We start from the raw sequence: 17,959 nt of genomic DNA, 5'->3' as shown, positions 1-17,959 counted from the left end.
CCCGCTTGCTTCGAGTGCACTCCAAGGTCATAGCGTTGGGTCATGACGGTGATGCAGACCACGACCGCGACCCCCACCGAGCAGTCCGACCGCGAGCCCGCCGACATCTGTTCCGCCCCGCCCCGTCGGCACCCGCGTCCCGAGGGCCAGGACCGCTACACGATCAGCGAGGTCGTCGCCTTCACCGGCCTGACCGCCCACACCCTGCGCTGGTACGAGCGGATCGGCCTGATGTCCCACATCGACCGCTCCCACACCGGACAGCGCCGCTACACCAACCGCGACCTGGACTGGCTGGACTTCGTCACCAAGCTCCGCCTGACCGGCATGCCGGTGGCGGACATGGTGCGCTACGCGGAACTGGTGAGAGAGGGCGAGACGACCTACCAGGAGCGCCGCGAACTCCTGGAGCAGACGAGAAGGGACGTCCTCTCCCGGATCGCCGAACTCCACGACACCCTGTCGGTGCTGGACAAGAAGATCAGCTTCTATGAGAAGGGCGGCAACTGAAGCGCCCCGTCAGGGGCGCGGGGAACTGCGCGAGCAACCCACCACGACCCGCACCCGAAGGAACTGCTATAGCTCCGCCAACAACTCCGCCTTCTTCGCGGAGAACTCCTCGTCCGTGACCAGCCCCGCCTGATGCAGTTCCCCCAGGTGCCGGATCCGCTCGGCGATGTCGGCGGGGTCACGGCGCCCCGCCGCCGCCGGCACCGCGGCCGCGCCCCTCGCCCGTACCGCCTCCAGCACCGCCGCCGCGAACGGCAACGACTCGTGCACCGGCCCGTACCCCAGCCCGAACACCACGGTCGCGGGATCCTGGTCCGCCGGCACCGCCGCCCCCGTGAGGTCCCGCCGCAGCAGTCGTAGATGCCCCTCGAAGATCTCCGGTGAGCGCCACTCCACACCGCCCAGGTCGGCCACCGCGAAGCGCTGGTCGCCGGCCTTCCACTTGGCCGTCGACGCCCCCGTCCACGACCACCGGAAGTGCACGGCCTTGCCGTCGAAGCTCGCCTTCCCGTCGTACGCCTTGAACTGCCGGGGCGCCTCCGGGGCGGGCACCAGAAACCTTTCGGCCGGCCCGGAGGCGGTGAGCAGCGGGCGCAGTTCCTCGGCGTAGTGCTCGGCGAGAGTCTCCCGCTCGGCCGGCAGGACCAGCCGGTACGGATCGCTGCCGTCCTTGAGCTGGCCGGCCGCCGCCTCCATCAACGGATCCGCGCCGGGACGCGGTTCGGCCCGCAGTACGACCGTGCCCCGCTTGCCCGGGGTGAGGGTCACGCCCGCCAGCGCGGCCAGCGGCACCCGCCGTTCGCCCAGGGTCTGGAACAGCTTGGGTGTGCGGATCCCGCGTTCGTAACGGATGCGCACGGAGTCGGACTCGAACTCCCAGGCGGCATGAAATCCGGCCAGTACGTCACCCATGCGGCTCATCGTATGCGGCACGTGCTTCTCAGTCCCATCCCCGCGCGCACCGCACTTCCTGCTGTTTCTACGCGCGTTCGGCCGTCGACGTGCCGGGCAGACCCGCCCGGCACCCGTCATCGTGCTGGGCGCAGCTGACCGCGCCGTACGCGCCGACCCCGATGTCCGCGAGGTTGCGCAGGCTGTCCGTGCCGGGCTCGAAGTAGCCGGCGTGCCCCTGGGCGTCGCGGGCCGACAGCACCCGCGCCCCGAAGGAGCCGGAGACCGGGTCGGCGCCGTGGCCGAGCCCGCCGAGCTCCAGATAGGGGACGTCCTGGATCCAGTCGGTGGCGTCCCGCATCGCCCACACCTGGGCCGACGTGCCCAGGTGCGAGGCCTTCTCGACCCGCATCCCGGGGCTCGCGGCCACCGCTATGTCCGTCACCCGCCCCGGCATGCCGTGCGCGGCCACCCCGCAGACCACCGAGCCGTAGCTGTGGCAGAACATCGACACCGGTGCCGTGCCGGGCAGGGCGCGCAGCAGTGCGTTCAGGCGTACGGCACCCCGCTCCGCGGCCGCGCCTGTCGCCGCGCCCACGCCGAGCCCGTCGGGTGCGGTGTAGTCGGCCCAGGCGATCACCGCCGTACGGGTCGAAGGGCTCGCCGTGTGCTCCTCCCGGTACAGCGCCTTGGCCATGCCGACCGGCGCGGTGTACTGGCGGTTCGTCTTCTGGAAGGTGAGCAGGTCGGTGTCGACGCCGGGGACGACGACGGAGATCCGCCGGGCCCGGGTGAGGTCGCCGATCACCTCGGCGACCCGGCCGTCGCCGTCCGGGTCGAAGGCCAGGATCTGCCGGCCCTTGGTGAGCAGCGCCTCGTAGCGGTGCATCCGGCGGCCCGCGTCCTGTTGCCCCGCCGCGCTGAGCCGTGGGTCGTGCATGCGTTTCTTCTCGACCTTGCGTTGCTGGTCGAGCGCGATGTCGTTGGCGCGGTACCGCAGTTCGGCCGGGGCACCGTTCATGTTGCCGACGGCCAGCGGGTAGTGGTGGACGAGCCGGTCGCGTTCCTGTGCGGTGAGCGACGCGAAGAAGCGGGTGAGCCGCGCGGGTGACGCCTCCGGGTCCGGCAGCCGCAGGCCGCGGACGCTGCCGTGCTCCCACTTGTCGAGGGAGGTCTGCAGCGCGGTGATCTCGCGGTGGGCGCGCAGAGCTGTCCAGCCGGTGGTCGCGAGCATCACGAACACCACGGCGAGGGCGAGCAGCGCGCGCCAGACGTTGAGTGGCGGGGAGGTGTCGAAGGAAGTCACTGGGAGGACACACTAGGAGAACGAAGGGGTCTCGCGGTAACTGAGTGACGGTTATCACGTTTTGGCAAACGTGAGGCCGATCTCAGCTCTCCCGCCAGTCCCCGAGGAGGGCCGGTCCCACCTGGTCGAGGTAGGCCACGGTGAGGTCGCGGATCGCCGCCACGCCGAAGTCGTCGCCCACCGACCAGTGCCGCTCGGTCACCCGGATCACGGCGCCGAACAGCGCCACCAGGAGCCGGGGCCGGGGGTCGGTGTCCGGGTCGACTCCCTCCCGTTCCGCGACGATCCGGGCGATCTCCTCCTCCGTCTCCGACTGCCGGCCCAGATGGGCGGCGTGCAGGACCGGGGTCGCCTCGATCACCTTGTAGGCACGCATGTGCAGTTCGAGCGGGACGTACCGCTCGATGGCCTGCTCGATCGAGTCGAAGCTGTCCAGGACCGCCGCGCGCAGCGCCTCCAGCGGCGCCTCCTCGGGCGGCCGCCGGCGCAGTGCCTCCACGTAGTACGCCTCGGTGAGCCGGGGCAGGAAGAAGGCCGCTTCCTCCTTGCCGGCGAAGTAGCGGAAGAAGGTGCGCTGCGACACGTCGACGGACTCGGCGATCTCGTCGACGGTGGTGCGCTCGTAGCCCTGGGCCACGAACAGTTCGAGCGCGGACCGCAACAGCGCGTCCCGGGTGCGCTGCTTCTTGCGTTCGCGCAACGTTTCCATGCCTGACAGTTACTGACTAGTGAATTTGTTTGTCAAATGTCAGAGGCTGACACTAGCCTCGCCCGCATGACTAGTCAGACCACGCTCGACACGGCGGGGTCGGGGGACAAGGCAGCGGCGGCGCCGTCGCAGCGGCCGCCGGCCTCCGGCCTGCGCGGCCACCCCTGGTTCACCCTGATAACCGTCGCCGTCGGGGTCATGATGGTGGCCCTCGACGGCACCATCGTGGCCATCGCCAACCCGGCGATCCAGAAGGACCTCGGTGCCACCTTCGCCCAGGTGCAGTGGATCACCAACGGCTACTTCCTCGCCCTCGCGGTCTCGCTGATCACCGCGGGCAAGCTCGGCGACCGCTTCGGCCACCGGCAGACCTTCCTGATCGGTGTCGTCGGCTTCGCCGCCGCCTCCGGCGCCATCGGCCTGTCCGACAGCATCGGCCTCGTCGTCACCTTCCGGGTCTTCCAGGGCCTGTTCGGCGCACTGCTGATGCCGGCCGCCCTCGGCCTGCTGCGGGCCACCTTCCCCGCCGAGAAGCTCAACATGGCGATCGGCATCTGGGGCATGGTCATCGGCGCCTCCACCGCGGGCGGCCCGATCCTCGGCGGCGTGCTGGTGCAGCACGTCAGCTGGCAGTCGGTGTTCTTCATCAACGTGCCGGTCGGTCTGATCGCCCTCGTGCTCGGCGTGGTCATGCTGCTCGACCACCGTGCGGAGAACGCCCCGCGCTCCTTCGACCTGCTCGGCATCGGCCTGCTCTCCGGCGCGATGTTCTGCCTGGTCTGGGCCCTCATCAAGGCGCCGACCTGGGGCTGGGGCGACGGCAAGACGTGGACGTTCATCGTCGTGTCCGTGCTCGGCTTCGCCCTCTTCTCCTTCTGGGAGACAAAGGTCAGGGAGCCGCTGATCCCGCTCGGCCTGTTCCGCTCCGTGCCGTTGTCGGCCGGTGTGGTCCTGATGGTCCTCATGGCCATCGCCTTCATGGGCGGCCTGTTCTTCGTGACCTTCTACCTCCAGAACGTGCACGGGATGGACCCGGTCGACGCCGGCCTCCACCTGCTGCCGCTCACCGGCATGATGATCGTCGGCTCGCCGCTGGCCGGCGCCGCGATCACCAAGCTCGGCCCGCGGATCCCGCTGGCCGGCGGCATGGCGGCCACCGCGATCGCCATGTACGGCATGTCCACGCTGAAGGCGGACACCGGCAGCGGGATCATGGCCGTCTGGTTCGCCCTGCTCGGTCTCGGCCTCGCGCCGGTCATGGTCGGCGCCACCGAGGTCATCGTCGGCAACGCCCCGATGGAACTCTCCGGTGTGGCCGGCGGTCTCCAGCAGGCCGCGATGCAGATCGGCGGCAGCCTCGGTACGGCCGTACTCGGCGCGGTGATGGCCTCCAAGGTCGACAGCGACCTGCCGGGCAACTGGGCCGACGCGGGCCTGCCCAGGCTGACCCCGGCGCAGCTGGCCCAGGCTTCCGAGGCGGTGCAGGTCGGGGTCGCGCCGGTCGCCAAGGGCACACCCGAGGCGATCGCCGCGAAGATCACCGGTGTCGCCCACGACACGTTCATCTCCGGCATGAGTCTCGCCTCGCTCGTCGCCGCGGGCGTGGCCGCGGTCGCGATCCTGGTCGCGCTGCTCACGAAGCGGGGCGAGAACGCGGACAGTGGCGCGGGCGTCGGCCACATCTGACTCCGGTTCAGGGGTCTTTCACCTATCAGGGTGACTCCGCTAAAGATTCCTCGCGTTCGGCACGCGCCGCAGGTCACAGTGGGTCAAGTCCTCCGCAGGGCATGGGAGGAGGCCCGGGCCGCGGCGCGCTGCCGGAGGGGGGCAGCGCGCGGGCAGGTCTGCGGACGCGGAACAGGGGTACCCGGTCATCACACCCGAACAGTCCATGGAGACGAGGGAGTTGATGATGGCGAGCTTCGGGCAACGAACGCGTGGGTACCCCCGTTCACGTGGCCGAGCAGGCGCACGGGACGGGCTGGACCGCGGCACGCTGGGCATCATCGGCACGATCTGCGCAGTCGCCGGTTTCTTCACGCTGGGAATCATCCTGGGCCCGGCCGCGCTGGTGTGCGGCTGGCTCTCCATGGGCCGGGCGTGGAACCCGAAGAGCTCGATACCGGCGCTGGTCGCGGTGGTGCTGGGCGCGATCGACACCGTGCTGGCACTGCTGTGGCTGGGCGGCGTGTCGCCGATGTAGCGTGCGGGCCGGCGGGGACCGGCCGCGCAGTTCCTCCCCAGCCTTCGGCCGGGGGTATCCCCAGAGCCCCCTTACGGGGCACGTCCTAGCTGTGGGCAGTCGTGCCGCTGGGACGATGGGGGTCCCCCCGCTCGAGCGGAGCGGAGGGTGGGGGAGGGTGGGCGCAGCTGCACCCCGCCAGCGCCGGTGAGCGCGACGCCGTCGCCTCGGCCCCCACTCCGTCCCGCAGAGCGACCACCTCTGTCCGCAGCGCCCGTACCTCCTCGGTCAGCGCGGCGATCGCCTCCGTCTGCCGTCGTTCCTCGTCGTCGTCCTTCTCGAAGCGCGCGATGAACCAGGTGGCGATGTTCGCGGTCACCACACCGAGCAGGGCGATCCCGGACAGCATCAGTCCGACCGCGATCATCCGGCCCAGCCCGGTCGTCGGGGCGTGGTCGCCGTATCCCACCGTCGTCATCGTGGTGAACGACCACCACAGGGCGTCACCCAGCGTCCGGATGTTCCCGTCGGGAGAATCGCGTTCGACCGACAGGACGGCCAGCGACCCGAACATGAGCAGGCCGATGACCGCGCCGACGACGTACGTCGTCAGCCGGATCTGCGAGGCCATCCGGGCCCGCCGCCCCACCAGCGTGAGCGTCGCGACGAGCCGCAGCAGCCGCAGCGGCTGGAGCAGCGGCAGCACCACCGCGCACAGGTCTATCCAGTGCGTCCGCACGAACTCCCGGCGCCGGGGCGTCAGCGTCAGCCGTACGAGGTAGTCGGTGGCGAAGGACCCCCACACCACCCACTCCGCCACCGTGCACGCGGACGTCAGGACGTGACCGGCGGAACTGTCCACGATCGGCAGCGCGTACGCGACCGCGAAGACCACCGCCAGCGCCAGCAACGGCCGCTGGGTCACCTGCTCCCAACGAGCCTGCGCGGACTGTCGTTCCATGGGGGCATCGTAGGCATCATCCGCGCCCTGAAAGAGGCCCGGACAACTCCGCGCCCGACCCCGACCAGCACCCCGAAGGGGACGCGAGCAACCCCGCGCCCGGCCCCGACCGGCGCCCCGAAGGGGGCGCGGGGAACTGCGCGACCAGCCCCCACCGGCCCGCAGCCGCCCGTGGCCCGCCCCGGCCGAGGGCTGGGGGAGGCAACTCCGCGACCGGCCCCGACCAGCGCCCCGAAGGGGGCGCGGGGAACTGCGCGACCAGCCCCCACCGGCCCGCAGTCGCCCACCAGCCCCCACCGGCCCGCAGTTGCCCACCGGCCTCCTCGCGGAGCGCTACGCGTCGCCGCCCGCCACGCCCGGGTGCGCCGCCGACACGTCCAGCAGCTGGTACCGGTCGATGGCCTGCTTGAGCACGGACCGGTCCACCTTGCCCGCACGGGCCAGTTCGGTCAGCACCGCGACCACGATCGACTGGGCGTCGATGTGGAAGAAGCGGCGCGCCGCGCCCCGCGTGTCGGCGAACCCGAACCCGTCGGCGCCCAGCGACTGGAACGTGCCCGGCACCCACCGCGCGATCTGGTCCGGAACCGATCGCATCCAGTCGGACACGGCCACGAACGGACCTTCGGCGCCGCTCAGCTTCTGCGTCACCCAAGGCGTCCGCTGCTCCTCCTCCGGGTGCAGCAGGTTGTGCTGCTCGCAGGCCACGGCCTCGCGCCGCAGCTCGTTCCAGGAGGTGGCGGACCAGACGTCGGCCTTCACGTTCCAGTCGGCGGCGAGGATCCGCTGCGCCTCGACCGCCCACGGGACCGCCACGCCGGACGCCATGATCTGCGCGGGGATCGAGCCCTCCGCGCCGGCGCTGATCCGGTGGACGCCCTTGAGGATGCCCTCGACGTCCACGTCGGCCGGCTCGGCCGGGTGCTGGATCGGCTCGTTGTAGACGGTCAGGTAGTAGAAGACGTCCTCGCCGTGCGGGTGCTCGGCGTCGCCGCCGTACATCCGGCGCAGGCCGTCCTGGACGATGTGCGCGATCTCGTAGCCGTAGGCCGGGTCGTAGGCGACACAGGCCGGGTTCGTGGAGGCCAGCAGCTGCGAGTGGCCGTCCGCGTGCTGGAGCCCCTCACCGGTCAGGGTCGTACGGCCCGCGGTCGCGCCCAGGACGAAACCGCGCGACAGCTGGTCGGCCATCTGCCAGAACTGGTCGCCGGTGCGCTGGAAACCGAACATCGAGTAGAAGACGTACACCGGGATGAGCGGCTGGCCATGGGTGGCGTACGCCGAGCCCGCCGCGATCAGGGAAGCCGTGCAGCCCGCCTCCGAGATGCCGTCGTGCAGCATCTGGCCGGTCGGGGACTCCTTGTAGGCGAGCAGCAGATCGCGGTCCACGGCCTCGTACTGCTGGCCGAGCGGGTTGTAGATCTTCGCGCTCGGGAAGAAGGAGTCCATGCCGAACGTGCGGTACTCGTCCGGCGCGATCAGTACGAAGCGGCGGCCGAGCTCCTTGTCCCGCATGAGGTCCTTGAGGAGCCGGACGAAGGCCATGGTGGTCGCGATGGACTGCTGGCCGGTGCCCTTCTTCACAGTCGCGTACGTCTTGTCGTCCGGGAGGGCGAGGGGCTTGGAGCGTACGACGCGGGTCGGGACGTAGCCGCCGAGCCCCTTGCGCCGGTCGTGCATGTACTGGATCTCCTCCGAGTTCCGGCCCGGGTGGTAGTACGGCGGCAGACCGGACTCCAGCTCCTTGTCGGAGATCGGCAGGTGCAGGCGGTCCCGGAAGCCCTTCAGGTCGGCGACCGTCAGCTTCTTCATCTGGTGCGTGGCGTTGCGGCCCTCGAAGTTCGGGCCGAGCGTCCAGCCCTTGATCGTCTTGGCCAGGATGACCGTCGGCTGGCCCCGGTGCTCGGTGGCCGCCTTGAACGCCGCGTAGATCTTGCGGTGGTCGTGGCCGCCGCGGCCCAGGTGCAGGATCTGGTCGTCGGTCATGTTGGCGACCATCGCGCGCAGCCGCTGGTCGTCGCCGAAGAAGTGCTCGCGGATGTAGGAACCGGACTCGGTGGCGTAGGTCTGGAACTGGCCGTCGGGCGTCGTGTTCATCTTGTTGACCAGCACGCCGTCGCGGTCCTGGGCGAGCAGCGGGTCCCAGGTGCGGTCCCAGACCAGCTTGATCACGTTCCAGCCGGCGCCCCGGAAGACCGACTCCAGCTCCTGGATGATCTTGCCGTTGCCGCGCACCGGGCCGTCGAGCCGCTGGAGGTTGCAGTTGACGACGAAGGTCAGGTTGTCCAGGCCCTCGCGGGCGGCGATGGACAGCTGGCCGAGCGACTCCGGCTCGTCCATCTCGCCGTCACCGAGGAACGCCCACACGTGCGACTTCGAGGTGTCGGCGATCCCGCGCGCGTGCATGTAGCGGTTCATCCGCGCCTGGTAGATCGCGCCGATCGGACCGAGGCCCATCGACACCGTGGGGAACTCCCAGAAGTCCGGCATCGACCGCGGGTGCGGGTAGCTGGAGAGGCCGTCCGGGTACTTCGACTTCTCCTGGCGGAAGCCGTCCAGCTGGGCCTCGCTGAGCCGGTCGAGCAGGAACGCGCGCGCGTAGATGCCGGGGGAGGCGTGGCCCTGGAAGAAGACCTGGTCGCCGCCGAGGCCGTCGTCCTTGCCGCGGAAGAAGTGGTTGAAACCGACGTCGTAGAGGGACGCGGAGGAGGCGAAGGTGGCGATGTGGCCGCCCACGCCGATCCCGGGCCGCTGAGCGCGCGAGACCATCACGGCGGCGTTCCAGCGGGTCGCGTTGAGGACCTTGCGCTCGATCTCCTCGTTGCCCGGGAAGAACGGCTCGGCCCGGGTCGGGATCGTGTTGACGTAGTCCGTGCTGCGCATCTCGGGCACGGCCACCCGCCGCTCGCGCGCCCGCTCGATCAGGCGGAGCATCAGATAGCGGGCCCGCTCCCGGCCGCGCTCGTCCACGGCGGCGTCGAGCGAGTCGAGCCACTCCTGGGTTTCCTCGGGATCGAAGTCAGGAACCTGACTCGGAAGGCCGCCAATGATGATCGGGTTGCGATCGGATCCGGAAGCCACGCTGTTCCTTACCTGTCAGAGGGGCACTGATTCCCTGATTGACTGCTCTGGCTGTGCTGCCTGTCCTGCCTGTCCTACCTGTGTTTTTCCGGCGTTCTGCCCACGCCGCTGTCCATCGTCCACCCCGGGGCAGCACACGTCATCTCTACCGCGAGGTAACTCGGGACCGGCCAAAACGCAACGATACGCCCGGGGTGTGACGCGCTTGGCAAACTCGTTCGACCGTCGTGCGTGAGGATGATTCCGAAAGGTATATTGCGGGCAAAAGGCAGTGGTGTGTGTCACGGTCATCCGCGATACGGTGCCGGGAGTTGCGGCGACACGGCCGGGATCGTCACCGTTTCGGCGGTCTGAACGGCCGGGTACTTGCGCGATCCGTCCCGCCCGTGTGGACTACGGCCAATGCTTCGCGCACGCGCGTGGCTGAGTTCATCACCAAGACATGATCAGGAGGCAACCCGTGAGCGCGACCGCGGACCACGCGGAGGAGCGGACGAACCCTGCCGTCAGGCTGGGGTTCCAGCCAGACCAGGTGGTCCAGGAGATCGGCTTCGACGACGACGTCGACCAGGAGCTCCGCGAGTCCATCGAAGAGACCATCGGCAACGAGCTGATGGACGAGGACTACGACGACGTGGCCGACGCCGTGGTGCTCTGGTTCCGTGAGGATGACGGCGACCTGACGGACGCGCTGGTCGATGCCCTCGGCTTCCTCGAGGAAGGTGGCTCGATCCTGCTGCTGACGCCGAAGACCGGCCGCGACGGCTACGTCGAGCCGAGCGACATCGGCGAGGCGGTCACGACCGCCGGCCTGTCGCAGACCAAGAGCGTCAGCGTGGGCAAGGACTGGAACGGAAGCCGGCTGAACACGCCGAAGGCCGCCGCCAAGAAGCGCTGAGCCCCGCCGACGGAGGGACCGGACTCCCGGCCCCTCGCTGAGCCCCGCCGACGGAGGGACCGGACTCCCGGTCCCTCCGTCGGCCTGCCGTGGCCGGCCGGTCGCCCGGCCTGCCGTGATCGCCTCGTGAGGGCCGCCGCATAGGGTGTTCGCACCCGAACAGACCCTGACGAAGGGACGCAGAGCGATGGCGATCCAGGTCGGCGACAAGGCGCCCGACTTCGAGCTCAAGGACAACCACGGCCGGACCGTGAAGCTGTCCGACCTCCGCGGCGAGAAGAACGTCGTGCTGCTCTTCTACCCGTTCGCCTTCACGGGGGTGTGCACCGGCGAACTGTGCGAGCTGCGTGACAACCTGCCGAGGTTCGAGGACCGCGACACCCAGCTGCTGGCCGTCTCCAACGACTCCATCCACACCCTGCGCGTCTTCGCCGAGCAGGAGGGGCTGGAGTACCCGCTGCTCAGCGACTTCTGGCCGCACGGCGAGACCTCGCGCGCCTACGGCGTCTTCGACGAGGGCAAGGGCTGCGCCGTCCGCGGCACCTTCGTCATCGACAAGGAGGGCGTCGTGCGCTGGACCGTGGTCAACGGACTGCCGGACGCCCGCGACCTCAACGAGTACGTGACGGCGCTCGACGCCCTGTAGGCCCCTACGGCCGCCGCCCCTCGCCCCCTAGGGGGCGGCCAGGCCGACACCCGGGAATTCTTCCGGGTCCAGGGCCTGCGGGCGGCGGGAACCCGTCACTAGGATCGAATCGTTGATCCGGTATCCGACGCACGACGGGGCACCCGCCCCTGGACACCACATGGGAGGACTCGTGGGAGTCAGCCTCAGCAAGGGCGGCAACGTATCGCTGACGAAGGAGGCCCCCGGCCTGACCGCGGTCCTCGTCGGTCTCGGCTGGGACGTGAGGACCACCACCGGCACCGACTTCGACCTGGACGCCAGCGCCCTGCTGCTGAACACGGCCGGCAAGGTCGCCAGCGACCAGAACTTCGTCTTCTTCAACAACCTCAAGAGCCCCGACGGCTCGGTCGAGCACACCGGCGACAACCTCACCGGTGAGGGCGAGGGCGACGACGAGGTGATCAAGGTCGACCTGGCCGCGGTCCCGGCCGACGTCGACAAGATCGTGTTTCCGGTGTCGATCTACGACGCCGACAACCGCCAGCAGTCCTTCGGTCAGGTCCGCAACGCGTTCATCCGCGTCGTCAACCAGGCCGGCGGCGCCGAGATCGCTCGCTACGACCTCTCCGAGGACGCCTCCACGGAGACCGCGATGGTCTTCGGCGAGCTGTACCGCAACGGCGCGGAGTGGAAGTTCCGCGCCATCGGCCAGGGCTACGCGTCGGGCCTGCGCGGCATCGCCCAGGACTTCGGCGTCAACGTCTGAGGCAGGAGAACGCCCCCGGGGCGTTCGAAAGTCCGCTCTGTCCGGCGCCGAACCGTTTACGGTCGGCGCCGGACGCGCAGGACAACCGTGAAGCACCAGTCAGGGGAGGACCAGCAATCATGGGCGTCACGCTCGCCAAGGGGGGCAATGTCTCCCTCTCCAAGGCCGCACCCAACCTCAGCAACGTCCTGATCGGACTCGGCTGGGACGCCCGCTCCACCACCGGCGCCCCCTTCGACCTGGACGCCAGCGCCCTGCTGTGCCAGGGCGGGCGGGTGCTCGGCGACGAGTGGTTCGTCTTCTACAACCAGCTCAAGAGCCCCGACGGCTCGGTGGAACACACCGGCGACAACCTCACCGGAGAGGGCGAGGGCGACGACGAATCGATTCTGGTCGACCTGACGAAGGTGCCGGCCAACTGCGACAAGATCGTCTTCCCGGTCTCGATCCACATGGCCGACGAGCGGGGCCAGACCTTCGGGCAGGTCTCCAACGCGTTCATCAGGGTGGTCAACCAGGCCGACGGCCAGGAGCTCGCCCGCTACGACCTCAGCGAGGACGCCTCCACCGAGACCGCCATGATCTTCGGCGAGCTCTACCGCTACCAGAGCGAGTGGAAGTTCCGGGCCGTGGGCCAGGGGTACGCGTCGGGTCTGCGGGGCATCGCGCTCGACTTCGGAGTGAATGTCTCGTAGGGGCCGCAGGGTCCGGATGTGGGGCCCGCTCGACCCGTACGACACCGATGCCCTCTAGACTCCGTGGTCAACAGTGAGTAAAGCCGAGTACACGATGATTGGGTAGCCAGTGCTTCTGAAAACCTTCGGCTGGTCGTTCGCGATCACCGCGCTCGGCCTGGTCGCCGCGGTCTTCTACGGGGGCTGGCAGGCCTTCGGCATCGTGGCGATCCTCGCCGTCCTCGAGATCTCCCTCTCGTTCGACAACGCGGTCGTCAACGCCGGAATCCTGAAGAAGATGAACGCCTTCTGGCAGAAGATCTTCCTCACGGTCGGCGTCCTCATCGCGGTCTTCGGCATGCGACTGGTGTTCCCCGTCGTCATCGTCGCGGTCACCGCCAAGATGGGCCCCATCGAGGCGGTCGACCTCGCGCTCAACAACAAGGACCGCTACCAGGAACTGGTCACCGACGCCCACCCGGCGATCGCCGCCTTCGGCGGGATGTTCCTGCTCATGATCTTCCTCGACTTCATCTTCGAGGACCGGGACATCCAGTGGCTGCGCTGGATCGAGCGCCCGCTGGCCAAGCTCGGCAAGGTCGACATGCTGGCGGTGTGCATCGCCCTGATCGTCCTGCTGATCACCTCCTTCACCTTCGCCACCCACGCCCACCAGCACGGCGGCGGTCACGTCGACAAGGCGCAGACGGTCCTGATCGCCGGTATCGCCGGCCTGATCACGTACATGATCGTCGGCGGGCTCTCCGGCTTCTTCGAGGATCGGCTGGAGGCCGAGGAGGAGCGCGAGCACGAGGAGGAGGAAGCGGCCGAACGCACCGGCAAGAAGAAGTCGGCGGTGCTGCTGGCCGGCCAGGCCGCGTTCTTCATGTTCCTCTACCTGGAGGTCCTGGACGCGTCGTTCTCCTTCGACGGCGTGATCGGCGCGTTCGCCATCACCAACGACATCGTGCTGATGGCCCTCGGCCTCGGTATCGGCGCGATGTACGTCCGTTCGCTCACCGTCTACCTGGTCCGCCAGGGCACCCTGGACGACTACGTCTACCTGGAGCACGGCGCCCACTACGCGATCGGCGCGCTGGCGGTCATCCTGATGGTCACCATCCAGTACGAGATCAACGAGGTCATCACCGGTCTCGTCGGTGTCGTCCTGATCGCCTGGTCGTTCTGGTCCTCGGTGCGGCGCAACCAGCGCCTGGCGGAAGCCGAGGGAAAAGCGGGGTCGGACGAGAAGGCTGAGGTCTCGTCCGGCGTCTGACCGGCGGCCGGGCGGCGGCCCGGCCCGAAAGGGAGGGTGTGACGCCCTCCCGGACGAGGAACGCTCTGTGGGGGCGGCCGACGCGGTCGGCCGCCCCGCGGTGTCGGCAGGAGTCTCTGGGGGCGGGAATGGGTTTCTTCGACGGACTGCTGGGCGGCAGGGCGGCCGAGTTCGACTCGGGCAGCGCGGCGTCCAACTCCATCGAGCTCACCAGGCGGCACCAGCAGGTGTCCCTCACGAAGCAGGGCGCGGCCACCGGCAACCTGCGGGTCAACCTCACCTGGCGGATGCGCACGTCCGACTTCGACGGCGAGCAGCGGGAGAGTCTGTTCCGGCACCCCTTCAAGGCGCTCAAGCCGCCGGAGGTGATGGGCCACGGGCAGAGCATGGTCAACGTCGACCTCGACCTCGGCGCGCTGTACGAGCTGGCCGACGGGAGCAAGGGGGTCGTCCAGCCCCTGGGCGGCCTGCTCGGCGACGTGAACGCGCCGCCGTACGTCAAGCTCAGCGGCGACGACCGGTTCGGCTCGGCGTCCGGCGAGACGATGTACGTCAACCTGGACCACCGGGACGACATCAAGCGGCTGCTGGTGTTCGTCTACATCTACGACCAGACGCCGGCCTTCGACCGCACCCACGCCATCGTCACGCTGTACCCGAGCAACGGGCCGCGGATCGAGATAGGCCTGGACGAACGGCATCCGCAGGCGCGGTCCTGTGCGGTGGTGATGATCGAGAACGTGAAGGGCGAGCTGATCGTCCGCCGTGAGGTGAAGTTCGTGTACGGGTTCCAGGGGGAGCTGGACCGGCTGTACGGGTGGGGGTTGCAGTGGGGGCGGGGGTACAAGGCGAAGGCGGAGCGGTAGCCCGCCCACGGGGACCCAGCGCCCCTGGAGGCGTCCGGCCCGGTCCTAGCGTCCGATGAACTGGGGGCCCTGGGGTGGCAGCCGGAAGTCCGTGTTCGGGACCGTGGGGACCGGGATCGGGGCCGGCGGCGGGTAGCCGTAGCCGGACTGGGGCTGCTGCTGGGTGTACGGGGGCTGCTGCGGGTAGCCGTAGGTCGGCTGGGCCGGCGAGACCGGCTGGGGGTAGCCGTAGGCCGGCTGGACGGGGACCGCGGTGGGCTGCTCCGGGGGCAGCGGCTGGGACGCGGACGGCTCCTCCATCGGCTCGGACTCGTCCACCGAGATGCCGAAGTCCGTGGCCAGGCCCTTGAGGCCGTTGCTGTAGCCCTCGCCGAGCGCCCGGAACTTCCAGCCCTCACCCCTGCGGTACAGCTCGCCGCAGATCAGGGCCGTCTCCGCGCCGGTCTCCGGCTTGATGTCGAAATGCGCCAGCGCCTCGGCGTCCGGGGCGCCCGCGTCGTACAGCAGGATGCGCAGGGCGGGTACGTGTTCGAAGGGGATGCCGTCCGCCGATGCGACCAGGAGGATTCGGCCGACACTGGGCTCGACACCGGGCAGCTCTGTCTGGATCGTGTCGGTGAGGCCCTCGGCGACCCGTTTCTTGCCGAGCCGCCAGACCTTCCCGGAGGGGTGCCGGGGCTGGTTGTAGAAGACGAAGTCCTCGTCGGAGCGCACACGTCCGTCGGGGCCGAGGAGCAGCGCCGAAGCGTCGACGTCCGGTACTCCCTGCCCGGGCGTCCAGCGCAGCACGGCCCGGACCGTGGCGGCTTCCACCGGGACGTTCGACCCCTTCAGCATCGCGTGCGTCATGCGGTCATCCTGCCCTCTCGGTCCTGGTCACGACAACGTGGGGTGCCTTGTGGCCGACACAGGCGGGTTACCTGAAATTCATGCCCGTCGGGAACCCGCGACATGACTTTGTACGTACTATTACCGGCCACCCTTTACCCAATTCACAGGCCCGGCTCAACGCCACGGGGGAGTTCCATGCGTCATTTCGGGCACATCGCCCCTGAGGTGCGACAGCGTCTCTTCCACCAGGAGCCGTGCGTGTTCACCGCGGACTCCCCTGCCCGGGTGCTCTCCGCGGCCCTGGGTGCCACGCTGTACAGCCCGGCGACCCGGCCGCGGCTCGCCGACGACATCGTCAAGCAGGCGGCCCTCGGCGTGGTCTCCATGGTGCTGTGCCTGGAGGACTCCATCGGCGACGAGGACGTGCCGGCGGGCGAGGAGAACCTCGTCCGGCAGTTCGCCGACCTGGCCGCGCGGGAGCGGGCGGGGGTGGAGCTGCCGCTGCTCTTCATCCGGGTGCGCGACGCCGAGCAGATCCCCGACCTGGTACGACGCCTGGGCGGGAGCGTGTCGCTGCTGTCCGGGTTCGTGTTCCCGAAGTTCACCGAGGAACGCGGCATCCCCTTCCTGCAGGCCCTGGAGGGCGCCGAGGCGCGCAGCGGGCGCCGGCTGTTCGGGATGCCCGTGCTGGAGACGCCCGAGCTGATGTACCGGGAGACCCGGGTGGACGCCCTGGAGGGCATCGCCCGCGCGGTCGACAAGTACCGCGACAAGGTGCTCGCGCTGCGCCTCGGCGTCACCGACTTCTGCTCCTCGTACGGGCTGCGCAGGGCGCCCGACATGACCGCCTACGACGTGCAGATCATCGCCTCCGTCATCGCCGACGTGGTGAACATGCTGGGCCGGGCCGACGGCACCGGCTTCACGGTGACCGGGCCGGTGTGGGAGTACTTCCGGGTCCCGGAGCGCATGTTCAAGCCGATGCTGCGCTCCAGCCCCTTCCTGGCGGAGCAGGCCGTGGAACTGCGCGACCGGCTCATCGAGCACGCCATGGACGGTCTGCTGAGGGAGATCTCCCTCGACCAGGCCAACGGGCTGCTCGGCAAGACGTGCATCCACCCGTCCCATGTCATCCCCGTGCACGCGCTGTCCGTGGTCAGTCACGAGGAGTTCTCCGACGCGCAGGACATCCTGCGGCCGGAACGCGGCGGCGGGGGTGTACTTCGCTCGGCCTACACGAACAAGATGAATGAGGTGAAGCCGCACCGGGCCTGGGCCGAGCGGACGATGCTCCGCGCCGAGGTGTTCGGTGTCGCCAACGAGGACGTCGGCTTCGTGGAGCTGCTCGCCGCCGGGATACCCGGGTGACGGGCGCTAGGGGACGACACAGGGAACGCATGAACATCGCAGCGAACAACGGGGTCTGGTCCGGCAGCTGGGTCGCGGAGCGGCTCGGCGTCGAACTCGTGGGCGACGACGGCATCCGGGCCCTGCTGGGCCTGGCCCTGCGACGCAACCCGAAGCGGGCCCACCTGCTGGTCTCCAACGTCCTCGGCAAGCACGTCCCGCAGTCGCCGTCCGTCGTCTACGGCCACGGCTTCACTCTGGGCCGCCGGGTGCGTGACCTTCTCGGCGACGAGGAGGCGGCGCGGTCTGTGGTGCTGGGCTACGCGGAGACGGCCACGGGGCTCGGGCACTCGGTGGCCGACGGGATCGGTCTCGCCCCCTACCTGCACTCCACACGCCGGCCGGTCGAGGGGGTGGCGCGCGCGGGCGGCTTCGAGGAGTCCCACTCGCACGCCACCTCGCACCTGCTGCTGCCGGCGGACCCGGCCCTGCTGTCCGGCGACGGTCCGCTGGTCCTGGTCGACGACGAGTTCTCCACGGGCAACACGGTCCTGAACACGATCCGCGACCTCCACGCCCGCTATCCGCGGAAACGTTACGTCGTGGTGGCTCTGGTCGATATGCGCTCGACGGCGGACGCGGGCCGGCTGGCGGCGTTCGCCGGTGAGATCGGCGCCAGGGTGGACCTGGTGGCCGCGGCCTCCGGCACCGTGAAGCTGCCCGAGGGCGTCCTGGAGAAGGGGCAGGAGCTGGTGGCGCGGTACGAAGAGGGTGCCGCGACAGGTGGTCGGCCGTCCGCGGCGCCGTCGTGGCCGTCCGCGCAGTTCCCCGCGCCCCTGACCGACGCCGCCCCTGAGGCCGAAGAGGGTGCCGCGACGGGTGGTCGGCCGTCCGCGGCGCCGTCGTGGCCGTTCGCGCAGTTCCCCGCGCCCCTGACCGACGCCGCCCCTGAAGCCGACTTCAAGCGCACCCACCCAGGGGCGCGGGGAACTGCGCGACAAGCCCCCACCCACCCGCACGCGACCGACGACCG

The 17,959-nt window shown here is 69.7% G+C and carries 17 protein-coding genes; 11 read left to right on the top strand and 6 right to left on the bottom strand.

Translation table 11 applies throughout. From position 1 onward, the window contains the following. The first annotated feature begins 42 nt into the window (after positions 1–42). A complete protein-coding gene (locus MB828_RS23600; protein ID WP_301649970.1) occupies positions 43–510 on the top strand; it encodes a MerR family transcriptional regulator in 468 nt (155 codons plus the stop codon). Positions 511–576: 66 nt separating this feature from the next. Here the strand turns inward: MB828_RS23600 and MB828_RS23595 are convergent, their stop codons facing one another. From MB828_RS23595 to MB828_RS23585, 3 genes are all read right to left on the bottom strand, one after another. Further along, a complete protein-coding gene (locus tag MB828_RS23595) occupies positions 577–1,422 on the bottom strand; it encodes a DUF4429 domain-containing protein (RefSeq protein ID WP_133022128.1) in 846 nt (281 codons plus the stop codon). A 67-nt stretch (positions 1,423–1,489) separates the two neighbouring features. Continuing rightward, complete coding sequence (locus MB828_RS23590) at positions 1,490–2,707, bottom strand: alpha/beta hydrolase (protein ID WP_301649969.1); 1,218 nt, start codon at positions 2,705–2,707, stop codon at positions 1,490–1,492. Positions 2,708–2,789: 82 nt separating this feature from the next. Further along, entirely contained in the window at positions 2,790–3,416 is a 627-nt protein-coding gene (locus tag MB828_RS23585) for a TetR family transcriptional regulator (RefSeq protein WP_301649968.1), read from the bottom strand. Between the two features lie 66 nt (positions 3,417–3,482). Between MB828_RS23585 and MB828_RS23580 the strand changes: the two genes are divergently transcribed. Together MB828_RS23580 and MB828_RS23575 are read left to right on the top strand one after the other, a co-directional pair. Beyond that, positions 3,483–5,102, top strand: coding sequence for an MFS transporter (locus MB828_RS23580; protein ID WP_301649967.1), 1,620 nt, complete (start codon positions 3,483–3,485; stop codon positions 5,100–5,102). A 223-nt stretch (positions 5,103–5,325) separates the two neighbouring features. Next, positions 5,326–5,619 carry a small hydrophobic protein gene (locus MB828_RS23575; protein ID WP_133022382.1) on the top strand — a complete coding sequence of 98 codons (294 nt, stop codon included), beginning with the start codon at positions 5,326–5,328 and terminating at the stop codon, positions 5,617–5,619. An 85-nt stretch (positions 5,620–5,704) separates the two neighbouring features. On the opposite strand, the gene MB828_RS23570 is transcribed toward MB828_RS23575, so the two are convergent. Both MB828_RS23570 and aceE read right to left on the bottom strand, forming a co-directional pair. After that, entirely contained in the window at positions 5,705–6,559 is an 855-nt protein-coding gene (locus tag MB828_RS23570; RefSeq protein ID WP_301649966.1) for a potassium channel family protein, read from the bottom strand. A 333-nt stretch (positions 6,560–6,892) separates the two neighbouring features. After that, positions 6,893–9,640 carry a pyruvate dehydrogenase (acetyl-transferring), homodimeric type gene (aceE, locus tag MB828_RS23565; RefSeq protein WP_301649965.1) on the bottom strand — a complete coding sequence of 916 codons (2,748 nt, stop codon included), beginning with the start codon at positions 9,638–9,640 and terminating at the stop codon, positions 6,893–6,895. A gap of 460 nt (positions 9,641–10,100) precedes the next feature. Between aceE and MB828_RS23560 the strand changes: the two genes are divergently transcribed. The 6 genes from MB828_RS23560 to MB828_RS23535 all read left to right on the top strand — a co-directional run bounded on the left by MB828_RS23560 (position 10,101) and on the right by MB828_RS23535 (position 14,748). Further along, entirely contained in the window at positions 10,101–10,538 is a 438-nt protein-coding gene (locus tag MB828_RS23560; protein ID WP_046729038.1) for a DUF3052 domain-containing protein, read from the top strand. 187 nt (positions 10,539–10,725) lie between these two features. Then, positions 10,726–11,184, top strand: coding sequence for a peroxiredoxin (locus MB828_RS23555; RefSeq protein ID WP_046729037.1), 459 nt, complete (start codon positions 10,726–10,728; stop codon positions 11,182–11,184). Positions 11,185–11,356: 172 nt separating this feature from the next. Further along, a complete protein-coding gene (locus tag MB828_RS23550) occupies positions 11,357–11,932 on the top strand; it encodes a TerD family protein (protein ID WP_133022134.1) in 576 nt (191 codons plus the stop codon). 119 nt (positions 11,933–12,051) lie between these two features. Next, positions 12,052–12,627, top strand: coding sequence for a TerD family protein (locus MB828_RS23545; protein WP_046729035.1), 576 nt, complete (start codon positions 12,052–12,054; stop codon positions 12,625–12,627). 109 nt (positions 12,628–12,736) lie between these two features. Continuing rightward, the gene (locus MB828_RS23540) at positions 12,737–13,882 is read left to right on the top strand and encodes a DUF475 domain-containing protein (RefSeq protein ID WP_133022135.1); all 1,146 of its coding nucleotides are present in this window, start codon (positions 12,737–12,739) and stop codon (positions 13,880–13,882) included. A gap of 128 nt (positions 13,883–14,010) precedes the next feature. Next, the gene (locus MB828_RS23535) at positions 14,011–14,748 is read left to right on the top strand and encodes a TerD family protein (protein ID WP_133022136.1); all 738 of its coding nucleotides are present in this window, start codon (positions 14,011–14,013) and stop codon (positions 14,746–14,748) included. A 45-nt stretch (positions 14,749–14,793) separates the two neighbouring features. On the opposite strand, the gene MB828_RS23530 is transcribed toward MB828_RS23535, so the two are convergent. Further along, positions 14,794–15,597 (bottom strand): TerD family protein, encoded by an 804-nt coding sequence (locus MB828_RS23530; protein ID WP_133022137.1) that lies wholly within the window; start codon positions 15,595–15,597, stop codon positions 14,794–14,796. Positions 15,598–15,774: 177 nt separating this feature from the next. Here MB828_RS23530 and MB828_RS23525 point away from each other — a divergent pair, with 177 nt between their 5' ends. Both MB828_RS23525 and MB828_RS23520 read left to right on the top strand, forming a co-directional pair. Further along, entirely contained in the window at positions 15,775–16,947 is a 1,173-nt protein-coding gene (locus MB828_RS23525; RefSeq protein ID WP_133022138.1) for an HpcH/HpaI aldolase/citrate lyase family protein, read from the top strand. A 29-nt stretch (positions 16,948–16,976) separates the two neighbouring features. After that, positions 16,977–17,959 (top strand): phosphoribosyltransferase domain-containing protein (locus MB828_RS23520; RefSeq protein WP_301649964.1); only part of this gene is annotated, 983 nt, incomplete at its 3' end.

It is taken from the genome of Streptomyces arenae (assembly GCF_022343545.1).
GTDB classification, from domain to species: Bacteria; Actinomycetota; Actinomycetes; order Streptomycetales; family Streptomycetaceae; genus Streptomyces; species Streptomyces humi.
Note: the sequence above shows the minus strand (reverse complement) of the source record. Positions and strands in the feature narration are given on the sequence as shown.